Source organism: Kitasatospora sp. NPDC059648 (assembly GCF_042734825.1).
Classification (GTDB): domain Bacteria; phylum Actinomycetota; class Actinomycetes; order Streptomycetales; family Streptomycetaceae; genus Kitasatospora.
Genome location: NZ_JBHWDU010000094.1, coordinates 1 through 13,153, shown reverse-complemented (window position 1 = coordinate 13,153; position 13,153 = coordinate 1). Strand labels below are relative to the sequence as shown.

The 13,153-nt window shown below is 73.5% G+C and carries 14 protein-coding genes; 7 read left to right on the top strand and 7 right to left on the bottom strand.

Annotated elements, in window-relative coordinates:
- Window positions 1-278 precede the first annotated feature (278 nt).
- The 4 genes from ACFV1W_RS34520 to ACFV1W_RS34505 form a co-directional block, all read right to left on the bottom strand.
- Window positions 279-1,118 (bottom strand): thioesterase II family protein, encoded by an 840-nt coding sequence (locus tag ACFV1W_RS34520; RefSeq protein ID WP_380421216.1) that lies wholly within the window; start codon window positions 1,116-1,118, stop codon window positions 279-281.
- On the bottom strand, window positions 1,102-2,247 hold the full coding sequence (locus tag ACFV1W_RS34515) for a winged helix-turn-helix transcriptional regulator (protein WP_380421215.1): 1,146 nt from the start codon (window positions 2,245-2,247) through the stop codon (window positions 1,102-1,104). Before ACFV1W_RS34515 ends, ACFV1W_RS34520 begins: the two co-directional genes overlap by 17 nt.
- A gap of 254 nt (window positions 2,248-2,501) precedes the next feature.
- Window positions 2,502-3,275, bottom strand: a complete 774-nt coding sequence (locus ACFV1W_RS34510) for an HAD family hydrolase (protein ID WP_380421214.1) — start codon at window positions 3,273-3,275, stop codon at window positions 2,502-2,504.
- Between the two features lie 23 nt (window positions 3,276-3,298).
- Window positions 3,299-4,006, bottom strand: coding sequence for a ScbR family autoregulator-binding transcription factor (locus ACFV1W_RS34505; RefSeq protein WP_380421213.1), 708 nt, complete (start codon window positions 4,004-4,006; stop codon window positions 3,299-3,301).
- Between the two features lie 157 nt (window positions 4,007-4,163).
- Here ACFV1W_RS34505 and ACFV1W_RS34500 point away from each other — a divergent pair, with 157 nt between their 5' ends.
- The 6 genes from ACFV1W_RS34500 to ACFV1W_RS34475 all read left to right on the top strand — a co-directional run bounded on the left by ACFV1W_RS34500 (window position 4,164) and on the right by ACFV1W_RS34475 (window position 10,036).
- Window positions 4,164-5,183, top strand: a complete 1,020-nt coding sequence (locus tag ACFV1W_RS34500) for a ScbA/BarX family gamma-butyrolactone biosynthesis protein (protein ID WP_380421212.1) — start codon at window positions 4,164-4,166, stop codon at window positions 5,181-5,183.
- Complete coding sequence (locus ACFV1W_RS34495; protein ID WP_380421211.1) at window positions 5,180-6,328, top strand: oxidoreductase; 1,149 nt, start codon at window positions 5,180-5,182, stop codon at window positions 6,326-6,328. Before ACFV1W_RS34500 ends, ACFV1W_RS34495 begins: the two co-directional genes overlap by 4 nt.
- A 166-nt stretch (window positions 6,329-6,494) precedes the next feature.
- Window positions 6,495-7,082, top strand: a complete 588-nt coding sequence (locus ACFV1W_RS34490; protein ID WP_380421210.1) for a TetR family transcriptional regulator — start codon at window positions 6,495-6,497, stop codon at window positions 7,080-7,082.
- Between the two features lie 323 nt (window positions 7,083-7,405).
- Window positions 7,406-8,140 carry an AAA family ATPase gene (locus tag ACFV1W_RS34485; protein WP_380421209.1) on the top strand — a complete coding sequence of 245 codons (735 nt, stop codon included), beginning with the start codon at window positions 7,406-7,408 and terminating at the stop codon, window positions 8,138-8,140.
- 15 nt (window positions 8,141-8,155) lie between these two features.
- Entirely contained in the window at window positions 8,156-8,809 is a 654-nt protein-coding gene (locus ACFV1W_RS34480; protein ID WP_380421208.1) for an NADPH-dependent F420 reductase, read from the top strand.
- Window positions 8,810-8,869: 60 nt separating this feature from the next.
- Window positions 8,870-10,036, top strand: a complete 1,167-nt coding sequence (locus ACFV1W_RS34475; protein ID WP_380421207.1) for an NADH:flavin oxidoreductase — start codon at window positions 8,870-8,872, stop codon at window positions 10,034-10,036.
- 58 nt (window positions 10,037-10,094) lie between these two features.
- On the opposite strand, the gene ACFV1W_RS34470 is transcribed toward ACFV1W_RS34475, so the two are convergent.
- The gene (locus ACFV1W_RS34470) at window positions 10,095-10,433 is read right to left on the bottom strand and encodes an ArsR/SmtB family transcription factor (RefSeq protein ID WP_380421206.1); all 339 of its coding nucleotides are present in this window, start codon (window positions 10,431-10,433) and stop codon (window positions 10,095-10,097) included.
- Window positions 10,434-10,632: 199 nt separating this feature from the next.
- Here ACFV1W_RS34470 and ACFV1W_RS34465 point away from each other — a divergent pair, with 199 nt between their 5' ends.
- Window positions 10,633-12,069, top strand: coding sequence for an MFS transporter (locus ACFV1W_RS34465; RefSeq protein ID WP_380421205.1), 1,437 nt, complete (start codon window positions 10,633-10,635; stop codon window positions 12,067-12,069).
- A 168-nt stretch (window positions 12,070-12,237) separates the two neighbouring features.
- Here ACFV1W_RS34465 and ACFV1W_RS34460 read toward each other — a convergent pair whose 3' ends face one another.
- Both ACFV1W_RS34460 and ACFV1W_RS34455 read right to left on the bottom strand, forming a co-directional pair.
- Complete coding sequence (locus tag ACFV1W_RS34460; protein ID WP_380421232.1) at window positions 12,238-12,924, bottom strand: TetR family transcriptional regulator; 687 nt, start codon at window positions 12,922-12,924, stop codon at window positions 12,238-12,240.
- Window positions 12,925-13,066: 142 nt separating this feature from the next.
- Window positions 13,067-13,153, bottom strand: an 87-nt coding sequence (locus ACFV1W_RS34455) for an acyl-CoA dehydrogenase family protein (protein WP_157846636.1), incomplete at its 5' end; no start/stop codon positions are given.

Genomic DNA, 13,153 nt, shown 5'->3' with positions numbered 1-13,153 from the left:
GTCACGTCACATCGGTCAATGGCCGATCTGACCTCGCATCACTTCACGGGCACGGCCTGCGGAGTGGGTACGGACTCACGGGCGACGGCCGGGCCGGTCGCGCGGTGCCGGCGGATCTCGGCTCCCGTACGGGGATCACTCTGCCCGCCGGCCGGACCGTCAGGCAAGCCCGGAATTCCCCCACCCGTACCGATAGGAGCGGTTGCGGCACCGAAAAGCCGGAAGCACGCGGGAAAAGGGAATGCACGGGCCTGCGGAAAGGCGCCGGAAGGGCCGGTTCAGACCGCCACCGGCGGAGCGATCAGGCCGGTCAGACAGCGGAAGAAGGCGCCCTTGGATTCGGGTGAATCGCGCGGGAAGAAATGGCCGCCGGGAAGCCGGTGCAGATGGAATCCCCCACCCGCGTGTTCGGCCCAGGCCGCCGCGCCCGCGGCCGTCACCAGCGGGTCGTCGATTCCGGAGAACACCTCGATCGGGCACGGCAGCGGTCGGCGCACCGCGCCCCCGGGAACCGCGTCGCACAGGCCGATCTCCGCCCGGACGAGGGCGATCCGTTCCGCCAGCCAGCGGGTGTCGGCGCGCAGCGATTCCGGCAGCGCACCGAAGTCGACGAGCAGGCGCACCAGTTCGGCATCGGTGAGCTCCAGCGCGCGGTGCAGCGGGTGCGGCAGGTGGGGAGCCGGGTAGGCCCCGAGCAGCAGCCGCTCGGGCAGTCGGCGGCCCTGCTCGGCTCTGCAGAGGGTCAGCCGGTGGGCGAGCAGCGCACCCATGCTGTGCCCGTAGAGGAGGTGGGGCCGGTCGAGCAGCGGGCCGAGATCGCGATCCAGGGCGGCGACCAGGCCCGGCAGGCCCGCCCGGCAGTGGGCGCCGGTGGCGTCCCGGCCGGGGAGTCGGACCGGGACGACCCTCGCCCGTTCGCCCAGGGTGCGCTGCCAGCCGGTGAAGAAGGCCGTGCTGCCGCCGGCCGGGTGCAGCCCCAGCAGGGTGATCGGGGCGCCGTCCGGTCCGGCTCCCCCCGCGGCCGGGTGTGCGACCGGGGACCGGCCCCGGTTGCACACCCCGGCCGTCGTTGCCGGGCGGCCCGGCCGGTGGCCCGGGTGGTCAGGCTGCCGGGGCATCGGCCCTCCCCGCTCCGTGCGACCGCACCGGGGAGGCGACCGCGCCCGCCGCGGCGGCCCAGCCCTCGGGGGCGGGGTCCGGCCGGGCGGTCTCCACCAGCCGCGCGAACTCCTGCCAGGCGGCGGCGCATTCCAGGGCCAGCTGGGAGATCCGCCCGGCGCAGTGCGGCGGGACGCTGCGCACCAGCTGGTCCCGCTGCTCGGCCGGGGGCAGGCTGCTGGTCAGCATCCGCAGCAGGTGCCGGCCGCTCTCGGTCAGCCGGAGGGCCGGGTCGCTCATCAGCCTTTCCATGGTGCGGGCGAGGTCCTGGCCCGGCTGCTGCGGGACGGGAGCGCGGCGCCGGTCACCGGAAGCGGGCGCCGGAGCAGGAGCGGGGACGGGCTCGGGCACGGCCCGGATCGCCGCGGGCCGGGCCTGGCGACGGCCGGCGGGCACCGGGTCCTCGCCCCGCCGCAGCCGCTCCCGCACGTCCCGGACCGTCCCCGGGGAGATGCCCGCCTCGTCGGCGATCGCGCGCAGCGAGGCCCGGGGATTGGCGGCGATCAGCTCGCTGGCGCGCAGCCGGCCGCTCGCGCTGTCCAGCGGCCGGGTGCGGCCGTCCCGGCCGATCCGCGTCGCCGGGTGCGGGATCGCCCCGCCCATCTCCCCTCGCAGCGCCCGTACGGTCTTGGTGGACAGGCCGGTGACCTCGGCGATCATCCGGTCCGCCCAGTCGGCGTGGGAGCGGAGGATCCGGCCGGCCGCCGCCGTCCGCTCCGCCCGGGACAACGGCAGACCGTGCCGGGTGTTGCTCTGGACCGAGAGCACGAAGGCGTCGCGTTCCGAGCCGTCGAAGAAGCGGACGGGGATGTCGGGTCTTCCTTCGGCGGCCGCCACGCGCAGCCGGTGCATACCGTCGATCACCCGCATGCTCGAACGGTGGACGATGATCGGCGGCAGGTCGCGGCCGAGCTCGGCCAGCGCCCTCAGGTGCGCCGGGTCCTCGCCACGGGCGCGCGGCGAGTCGGCCGGCAGCAGTGCGGCGACCGGCACGGCCACGACCTCGGACAGGGCCGGGGCCCATTCCGGGGACGGCGTGCGGGGTGCCGGGGTCTCCCCGGCTCGGACGGTTGCGGTCTCTTGCTTCACGGCGAGTCCTCTGACGTGCAACACGGGAGCGTGGCCGGGCGAACGGAGGGCTGTCCGCGCCGCTCGTCCGGCCTCGGGGACCGTGCCGTCCCGCTCCCTGGGTCTGCTGGGGCGTCTCCTCGTCGAGACAGGCCAAAGGGGAGGCATGCTTCGCAGTGATCGTAGGACATCCACATACCTTTGGGAAGGTATTTTAATACGGCAGCAACATGCCGAAGCGAGACCTTTACGTGCAGGGCCGGTGAGCCCCGCGATCAGCGTGCCGCGACCCCGGCCGTCAGCTCACCGGGCGTCAACTCACCTACGGCCAGGCCCTCGGCCGTCAGCGAGCCGACCGTCAGCGCACCGGCCGGAAGGAGCCTGCCGACCGGCAGCAGCCGGGCCCCGGGCACCCGGTCGACCAGGTCCGGGTCCCCGACCACCACGGGGTGCCCGACCTCGGTCAGCATCGGCAGGTCGGAGACGTGGTCCCCGTAGCCGTAGCAGTCCGCCGGATCGACGTGCGGGTACGCCCGGAGCAGGGCGCGCACGGCCCGGCGCTTCTCCTCGCCGATCACCGGCTCGCCGACCAGCTCGCCGGTGAACACCCCCCGGCGCACCTCCGGCCGGGTGCACACCACGTGCGCCGCGCCGATGTCCCGGGCGACCGGCTCGACCAGCGCCGGGAAGGAGCCGGAGACCAGCACCACCGGATCGCCCGCCGCCCGGTGCCGCGTCAGGGCCTCGCGGGTGGCGGCGATGTAGAAGCCGGCGCCGCGGGAGCGCCGCGCGAACCACTCCCGGCCGGCCGCGCGGACCGACTCCTCCCGCTCCCCGGCCCAGACCCGGTAGTAGGCCCGGTTCGCCTGCTCCCGCGGAGTTCCGGCGGCCGCCAGGGCGACCAGCTCGGCCCGCACCCGGGCGGCCCGCCGGACGCCCGACGGCCCGTACCGGCCGCCCAGGTAGAAGTCCAGGAAGTCGAACATGCTCTTGCAGTCGATCAGCGTCTCGTCGAGGTCGCTGAACGCCAGACGGTCGGACTGGACCACGGAGGGCTCCTCGGGGGCAGCGGTCACCCGCGGGTGACGGGTCGGTCGGGGTCGGCGGCGAGGCTCGGCCGGGCGCGCAGGGCGGGGAACAGGGTGTCGCGCACCTCGCGCCAGCGCTCGGCGAAGTCCGCGCGGCCGTTCAGGTTGTCGGAGATGTGCTGGGAACCGAAGAACGCCGCGACCGCCACCCGCGCGGCGACGTCCGGATCCACGTGCTGCGCCAGCTGGCCCTGCTGGTGGGCCTCGCGCATCAGCATCGAGATCAGGTTCGTCCAGTCCACGTAGGGCGGCGGCAGCTCGACGTCGACGGCGTCGCGCTCGTTCTGCAGCCTGGTACCCGCCTGCATGATCGGGTCCTCCAGGAACGCGGCGGTGGCCGCGTTGAACATCTCGATCACGGTGTCCAGCGGCGAGAGGCCCTTGCCGCGCACCGCCTCCAGCGTCACCGGCCAACGTGAGTACAACTCGTCCACCACGGCGATGGCAAGGGCCTGCTTGTTGGGGAAGTGGAAGTAGACGGCACCCTTGGTCATGGCCACCTCGTCCGCCACGTCCTTGATGCTGGTCTGCTGGTACCCGCGCTCGGCGAAGATCCGCGCGGCACAGTGGAGGATCTGCTCCCGGGTGCGTTCGGCGCGCTCCTGCCGCAGCAGCGGCCCGGCCGTGCCCGAACGCTGGATCTTGGGGGTCGGCCACAGCGGCTCCACGACAACGCCCTTGTTCTGACTCACTGTTCACCCTTTCTCTCTACATCGAGCACTTCTGGCTATATACCTTCTCCCAGGTATATTTTCGGCCCGGGATCAACGGTCACCTGACATGACCCTCGCCCGCAGATGGGGTGGCACCACCTTAGGGAACGGCACACCAACGGGGAGACGTGCTCGCATGTCCATCATCACCGCACCGCCAAAGTACCTGCCGTCGGACCAGGCAGCACCGCTGTCGACCGACCCCGGGATCTCGTTCACTCACCGCCTTCCGGCCGCTTCCGTCCACAAGACCTCCGCGGCCGAGGTCCTGCTCACCGACGCTGTCCGCGCCGGCGACGGCCGCTTCACGGTCGGCGCCGCATGGCCCCGCGACCGCTTCCTCCACCACAGCGGGGAGGGCCGGTCGCCGGATCCACTGCTGCTGGCCGAGACGGTCCGCCAGACCCTGATACTCCTCTCGCACCGCTTCCACGGCGTACCGCAGGGGCACCCGTTCGTCCTCGACCGCCTCGACCTGGAGCTGACGGGCGGCGCCGCGCCGCTGCGGCCCGGCGCCCCGGCGCACGTCACCCTGGACGTCACCTGCACCCGGACGGTGACCACCCCGCGCCGCACCGGCCTCGTGCTGGAGGCGGCGGCGTCCGTGGACGGCGTCCTGATCGGCCGGGCGGGCATCCGCTGGGAGGTCCTGCACCCCGCCTTCTACCAGGTGGTGCGCTACCGCGAGGCCCGTCCGACGACGGCCGGGGCGCCTGAGCGCCCCGAGGCTCCGCTCGGGCCGCTGCGGCGGCTCGCCCCCGGCGAGGTCGGGTACCCGGGCGACGAGCACGTCCTGCTCGCCCGGGACTCCTCCGGCGTCCGCGGCGGCTTCTGGCTCGACCCGGACCCGTACCACCCGGTGCTCTTCGACCACCCGTCCGACCACGTCGCCGGCATGGTGCTGCTGGAGGCCTTCCGGCAGGCCGGCCGCGCCATGGGCGCTCCGCTGCACCCCGCCGGGCTCTCGGCGACCTTCACCGCCTTCGCCGAGCCGGACCTGCCGGTGGCCATCACCGTGACGCCCGGACCCGACCGGACGGGCCGCGCCGGCGGTCCGGACCGGCCCCGGACGGCCGAGGTCACCGCCGCCCAGCGCGGCGTCGTCCTCGCGACGGCCCGGCTCGCCTACCCGACGGATCGTCAGGAGACCTCGTGAAGGAGCCCATCGTGAACACCGCCGCCCCGCCCGCCACGCCGCCCGCGGCCCTGCCCGCCGACGCGATCGGGCGGGTGGTCGACGCGGCGCGACGCGACCTGTCCGGCGTGGAGGAGCGGCGCCGGCTCGGCCCGGAGGCGGTCCGGGCCGTGGTGGCCGCCGGGTTTCCCCGCCACTTCGTCCCCCGCGAACTCGGCGGTACGGCCGGCACCTTCGCCGAGCTGCTCGACGCGTCGGCCGGGATCGCGCGGACCTGCCCGTCCACCGCCTGGTGCGCCACCCTGTTCGCGGCGCACGGCCGGCTCGCCGCCTACCTCCCCGAGGAGGGGCGCAAGGAACTCTGGGGGGCCTCGCCCGACGTGCCGATCTCCACCTCGATCATGCCGCCGCAGGGCGAGGCGGTCCGGGACGGGGCCGGCTGGCGGATCCGCGGGCGCTGGGACACCGCCAGCGGGGTCGACCACGCGGACTGGCTGCTGCTGGCCTCCCGGACCGGCTCCGCGGACCGGCCGGAGCACCGGATCTTCGCCGTCCCCCGCACGGACTGGACCGTCCTGGACACCTGGCGGAGCCTGGGCATGCGCGGGACGGGCAGCAACGCGGTGGAGGTCGCCGGGGCGTTCGTCCCGGAGCGGCTCTCCTGCACCCTCGCGGACCTGCAGCGGCCGCTCGGGGCGGACGCGGCCCGCTGCCACCGGGTGCCGGTCCACCTGGCCGGGGCGCTGATGTTCGCGGCACCCGTCCTGGGGGCGGCCGAGGGCGCGCTCGACGCCTGGCACTCGGCCGTGACACCGCACCTGGCCGTCCTCTCCCCCGCCCGGCGGGCGGAGGCCGAACTGGCGCTCGGCGAGGGCTCGGCCCGGATCGCGGCGGCCCGGCTGCTGCTGGAACGGGCCGCCGAGCGGGCCGACCTCGCCGAAGTGACCCCGCTGCTGGTGGCGGAGAACCGGCGGGACGCCGCGATGGCCTCGGCCTGGTGCGCCGAGGCGGTCGACCGGCTCTTCCGCGCGTCCGGGTCGCGGGCGCAGCGGGAGGACTCCCCCCTCCAGCGGTACTGGCGCGACGTCACCACCGCGGCCTCGCACGGGGTGCTCGGCCCGGCGGCGGCCGCCGCCGACTACGCCGCGGCCGTGCTCCACGGGTAGCCGCCCCGAACCGCCGCACCTCCCCCCGCACCAGGGGGCCGACCACCCGTCAGACCGGCGGTCGGCCCCCTGGCGTTCCACCGTTCGCCATCGCTCGACAACATACCTTCGCATAGGTATGTTTCTGTGGCATGGACACAGTGGACACAGTTGCGAGGCTGCCGCGGTGGTGAAGCAGGCCAGGGCACGGGTGACCCGGGAACGCGTACTGGACGCCGCGGCGGCGGAGTTCGCCGCCCACGGCTTCGCGGCCACCAAGGTCGAGGCCGTGGTGGCCCGGACCGGCATGACGAAGGGCGCGCTCTACGCCCACTTCGGGTCCAAGCACCAGCTCGCCGTCACACTGGTCGACGAGAGCACCCGGCACTGGGAGCTGATCCGCGAGCCCCCCGCCGAGGCGCCCCGGCCCTCCCCCGGATCGGTGCTCAGCGAACTCATCCGCAGAATGCGCGGACAATTCGAATCCAATGTCCGGTTCCGGGCCGCCCTCCGGCTCGCCGCGGACTGCGAGCGCCGCCCCGGCGATTCGGTCGGGCTTTTCGCCGATATCCGCCAGGAAATGGTGACCTGCATCCGGCGGGCGCAGGACGAGCTGGAAGTGACGCCAGTCCACTCCCCGGAATCCCTCGCCTACCTGATCCTGGCCGTCCTCTACGGCTCCTCGTACCTGCCCTCCGGAGAGGCCGGCCGGGGCGCGGGCGACGAGCCGGACGAAGCCTGGCGCGTCCTGCACACCGTGCTGCGACTGGGCTGACCAGGTGGTTCCTCCCTCCCTCGGCGCCCGCTGACCGGCCGGCCGCTGTGCAACCGAGGCACCGGCCCCAGTCGCACAGCCTGTGCAAACGGGCACCTGGAAATTCCCGTTCCACCCCCGCTAGCCTTTCTTCCGCACCGCTTCGCCGCGGGCCCGGAATTCACGAACCGGCCCGGGCCGGAAAACGCCCAACGGGCCGAACGCCGTGCTCTCCGCTGACATCTCCCCACGCGCCCCGCGGCCGTTCCCCCGAATCCTCCGGAACGCCGCGCGCGATTACCCAGACCGTCCTCGCGACTGTCTCCCGCTCCGAGAGGTAAACGATGAAGCTCGCCATCTCCGGGACCTACTCCTCCGGCAAGACGCTCACCACCATGGCGCTCGCCCACCTGACCGGCATCCCGCGCACCCACGCCAAGACCATGCGCGAGATCCTTCCGCACGCCGTCCCGGGCAAGACCCTGGAGGAGTGCAACGCCGCCGAGCTCATCCAGCTGGTGATGCGCCGCTACGTCGAGCGGGCCGTGCACGAGAGCCACCTGCCCGGCGGGTACATCTCCGACGGCTCCTCGCTGCACGAGTGGACCTACGCCACCGTGCGGGTCACGGTCGGCATCAACCCCAACGAGTCCATCGGCCTGGAGTCCGTGGAGAAGACCGACGAGATCCGCTTCTACGAGCAGGTCGTCGCCCAGCTCGGCGTGGCGCTGAAGCAGTACGCCAAGGAGACCTACGACGCCTTCGTGCACCTGCCGATCGAGTTCCCGCTCGACCCGAACGGCCACCGCCCCGTCAACGAGCGCTTCCGGGTGCTCTCCGACGAGCACCTGCTGAACGTGCTGCAGGACGAGCTGAAGATCCCGACCCACATCATCGGCGGCACGATCCCCGAGCGACTGGAGGCCATCACCGAACTCTTCGGCTTCCCCCGGGTCATGACGATCGAGGAGGCCATCGAGACGGCGAAGAAGGACTACGCCGAACTCGACGTCCGCAGCGAGTCCGAGCGCAACGCCGCGGCCGCCGCCGTCGCGGGCGCCGCCGCCGTCGCGGCCTGAGAGGGGTCCACCGCCATGACCGAGACCACCACGCCGCTGAAGCTCGGCGTCCTGGGCGCCGGCCAGATCGGCCGACCGGTCGGCCGCCACTGGCTGGCGGCCGGCCACAGCGTCACCTTCGGCTCCCGCACCCCCGAGCGGCTCGCCTCCTTCGTCGAGCCGCTCGGCCCCCGGGCCCGCGCCGCGACGTACGCCGAGACCGCACGGACGGCCGACGTCCTCCTGCTGTCCGTCCCGTACGAGGCGGTGGACGGTCTGCTCGCCACCGTCGGCGAGCACCTGGCCGGGAAGGTCGTCATCGACGCCACCAACCCGGTGTCGCTCACCGAGGACGGCCGGGTGGTGTCCACCCTGACCCCCGGGGTGACCCAGGGCCGGCACGCCTCCGAGCTGCTGCCCACCGCCACCGTGGTCCGGGCGTTCACCCACGTCATGGACGAGCTGCTGTGGTCGCGCGGCACCCGCCAGCGCCACTTCTGGGCCATGGCGGTCGCCGGGGACGACGCCGCGGCCAAGGCCACGGTGTCCGGGCTGGTCCACGACGCCGGCTTCACCCCGGTCGACCTCGGCGGGCTGGACGAGTCCGCGCCGCTCGACCCGGGCGGGGTGCTCTTCCCGCACATGTTCACCCCGGGCGAGATGCGGGCGCTGACCGGCCCGGCCGGCTGACCGGCGCTCGCCGGACGGGCCACCCGCGGCCCTCGGAACCCCACGACGAAAGGCAGTCACGTGCGCACGACACCGCCGGAACCGGCAACCGCGGCGCCGCTCTTCGAGCCGTTCAAGATCGGCGGGCTGGCACTGGAGAACCGGATCGTCATGGCCCCCATGTCCCGCGACCTGTCGCCCGGCGGGGTGCCCGGCGCGGACGTCGCGGAGTACTACGCGCGCCGCGCCCGGCACGGGGTGGGACTGGTCATCACCGAGGGCACCTTCGTTGGCCACCCCTCGGCCGGGAACCGCCCGTCCGTCCCGCGCTTCCACGGCGTCGACGCCCTGGCCGGCTGGGCCGGCGTGGTCGGCGCGGTGCACGCGGCCGGCGGGCGCATCGTGCCCCAGCTGTGGCACGTCGGCCAGGACCCGCTGCTGTGGGGCCGGTCGCTGGAGGAGGCCCGCCGTACGGCGCCGAAGGGCGTCGAGCTGTTCGAACCGCCGGGCGGGCTGATCAACCCCTCGGGCCTGGAGCCGGGCCGACCGGCCGGGCGCGCGATGTCCGAGTCCGACATCGCCGAGGTGGTCGAGGCCTTCGCCCGCGCGGCGGCCGACGCCCAGCGCCTCGGCTTCGACGGGATCGAGCTCCACGCGGCCCACGGCTACCTGTTCGACCAGTTCTTCTGGGACGTCACCAACCGCCGCACCGACGGCTACGGCGGCGGCCCGGCCGGCCGGACCAGGTTCGCCGCGGAGGTGGTCCGGGCCTGCCGCGCGGCCACCGGCCCCGACTTCCCGGTCATCCTGCGCCTCTCGCAGTGGAAGGTGGCGCACTACCAGGCCCGGCTCGCGGACGACCCCCGGGCGCTGGAGACCTTCCTGGCGCCACTGGTGGACGCCGGGGTCGACGTCTTCCACTGCTCCACCCGGCGGTTCTGGCAGCCGGAGTTCGAGGGCTCGCCGCTCAACCTGGCGGGCTGGGTGAAGGAGGTGACCGGCCGCCCCACCATCACGGTCGGCTCGGTCGGCCTGCGCGACAGCGACTACCTGGGCTACGTCGAGGGCAAGGGCGCGGAGGTCGACGACGTCGGCCTGGTGGCCGAGCGCCTCGCCCGGGGCGAGTTCGACCTGGTCGCCGTGGGGCGGGCGCTGGTGGCCAACCCGGACTGGGCGGAGCTGGTCCGCACCGGGCGGACGGACCGGCTGCGCCCGTTCGACGCCGCCGAGTTGGCCGAACTCGACTGAGCCCCCCTCGTCCCGCCCTCGTCGCCGCGCCCGATCGGGCCGGTCGGCCCGCCCCCGGTCAGCCGGCTTCCCGGTCGGCCGCGGCGATGAGGGCGTCCAACAGGCCGGGGAAGGCCTGTTCCAGGTCGTCGCGGCGCAGGGTGTTCATCTTGGACGTGCCGACGTAGTACTGCCGGATCAGCCCGGACTGCCGCAGCACCCGGAAGTGGTGGGTGCCGGTCGACCGGGTGACCGAGATGTCGAAGGTGCCGCAGGCGGTGTCGCCCTCGGTGCGGGCGATCTGCCGGACGATGCTGCGCCGCACCGGGTCGGCGAAGGCCTCCAGGATGCGCTGCAGGGTGATGTCCGCGGCGTCGGGGTGGTCCCCGATGCGGTCGACGGCGGCCTGTGCGGTCACGGTGCACCTCTCTGGTTCGCGGCGTCCCCATCGTACGACCACGATCGTACGACGGCCGCTTTATGACGATCAGAATCAAATTTGACAGCAATCGTCATATGCCCTTCAGTGGGGATCCCGCCCCACTCGCCAACTCGACCATCGCCAGGGCGACTTGCCCACACCGGGCAGCCGCCGCCCGCAAGAGAAGGAACCAGTGATGACCACCGCCGAGACCCGCCCGGCGCAGACCGGCGCCGCCCCCGCCGCCGCCCCACCGGACTCCTCCAGCGGCCTGAAGATCGCCGCACTGGCCACCGGATTCGTGATGGCCACCCTGGACGTCACCATCGTCAACGTCGCGGGCGCGACCCTCCAGGAGAAGCTCGGGGCCACGCTCACCCAGCTCACCTGGGTCGTGGACGGCTACATCCTGACCTTCGCCTCCCTGCTGATGCTGGCCGGCGGCCTGGCCAACTGGCTCGGCGCCAAGAAGGTCTACATGGCGGGCATGGGCCTGTTCCTGCTGGCCTCGCTCGGCTGCGCGCTCGCGAACACCCCCGAACTGCTGATCGCCGCACGGATGGTGCAGGGCGCCGGCGCCGCGCTGTTCATGCCGAGCTCGCTGTCCCTGCTGGTGTTCTCGTTCCCGGAGAAGCGCCGGCGCACCAAGATGCTCGGCCTGTGGTCCGCGATCGTCGCGACCTCCTCGGGCGTCGGCCCCACCCTCGGCGGCCTCATGGTCGGCTCGCTCGGCTGGCAGAGCGTCTTCCTGCTGAACCTGCCGATCGGCGCGATCGGCATGCTGATGACGCGACGCTTCATCGCGGCGCCGGAGGCACGCGGCGACCGGCCGGCCCCGTTCGGCCACCTGGTCTGGATCGTCGCGCTCGCCGCGGTCAGCTTCGCGCTGATCGAGGGCCCCCAACTCGGCTGGGGCGCAACGCCGGTGCTGGTCTCCTACGGCGTGGCCCTGGTCGCCGCCGCCGTGCTGGTGCGGCGCGAGCGCAGCAGCGACAAGCTCGTGATGCCGTGGACGCTCTTCCGCCGCCCCGGCTTCTCCGGCGCCAACCTGGTCGGCTTCTTCTTCAACTTCGCGCTCTTCGGCACCATCTTCATGCTCGGGCTGTTCTTCCAGCACGCCCAGGGCGCCAGCCCGTTCGTCGCCGGGCTGGAGCTGATCCCGATCACCATCCTGTCGCCGGTGGCCAACGTGGTGTACTCGAAGATCTCGGGACGCTACTCCAACGGCCCGCTGCTGACGGTCTTCCTACTGGTCGCCGGGGTCTGCTCGCTCGGCCTGACCGCGATCTCCGCGTCGACCCCGTACTGGCTCATCGCCATCGGCATCGGCGTGGCCTGCCTCGGCTCGGGCATCATCTCCCCCGGCATGACGGCGGCCATGGTGGACTCGGCCGGCCCGGAGCACGCCAACGTCGCCGGGTCCGTCCTGAACGCCAACCGCCAGATCGGCTCGCTGGTGGGCATCGCCGTCGTCGGCGTGGTGCTGCACGCCACCCCCGACTGGAGCCGGGGCGCCTCGGTGTCGTTCGTCCTGGTCGGCGTCGCCTACCTGCTCGGCGCGGTGTGCGCCTGGCGGCTGGTCACCCGCTCGGAGCGCCGCGCCGAGGCCGCGGCCGCGCCCGCCCGTACCTGACCTGCCCCGACCTGACCGACCCCGCGATCCGGGAGTCCGTCACCCCGTGTTCCCGCGCCGCACACCCCGAAAGGCGGGACGGGAACGCCGAACGGCCCCTCCGCCCGGACCACGAGTCCGGTGGGAGGGGCCGTTCGACATGCCGCGACGCACTCGCGCCGGGCGCGTTCAGAGCCGACGGGTGTCGCCGATGGCGCTCTCGATGCCCTGGACCATCCGCCACAGCGGGGCCCGGCGGCTGGCGACCAGGACCACCACGTCGTCGGCCGCGTCCTCACCCTCCGGGGCGGAGTCGGCGGGGCGGTCGCTCCAGGTGGAGGTGACGAAGGCCATCGCCGCGTCGACCTCGGCCACCCAGTCGCTCTCGCCGCCCGAGCGAAGCCAGGTCCGCAGGGCGTGGTTGTGGGCCGCGACCACGGCCGCGGCGATCACGTCGGCACGCAGCGGGCCATCCGGGCGGTCGGCGAAGCGGCCGCGCAGGTAGGCGGCGAGGGTGTGCTCGTAGCGCCAGACCACCGACAGCTCGTACGCCCGCAGGCCGGGGACCTTGCGGGTGAGGCGGTAGCGCTGGACGGAGAACGAGGGCTGCTCGGCGTACATCCGCAGGACCAGCCGGGCGGCGTCGCAGGCGTGCTTGACCGGGTCCTCCTCGCCGGTGCCGGAGTCCAGGAACTCCGTCATCTCGGCGAGGCTGCGTTCGTGGTCGGGGAAGACCACGTCCTCCTTGGCCGGGAAGTAGCGGAAGAAGGAGCGCCGGCCGACGCCGGCGAGCGAGACGATGTCGTCGATCGTCGTCTGCTCGAAGCCGCGCTCCAGGAAGAGCTCGAAGGCCGCGGCCACCAGCGCCTCGCGCATCGCCGGCTTCGAGGGCCCGTCGTTCATGGGCACGTCCTGCTCTTCCTTCTCGCTCATTCTCCGGAACTTAGCATCGGTGCAACGTGTCGGTCCCGACGGCCGGGGGCTCTCCCGCCCGGCCGCCGGGGCACCTCCGGGGCCGTTACGGGAGGTTGCGGGCCATGACGATCCGCTGGACCTGGTTGGTGCCCTCGTAGATCTGGGTGATCTTCGCGTCCCGCATCATCCG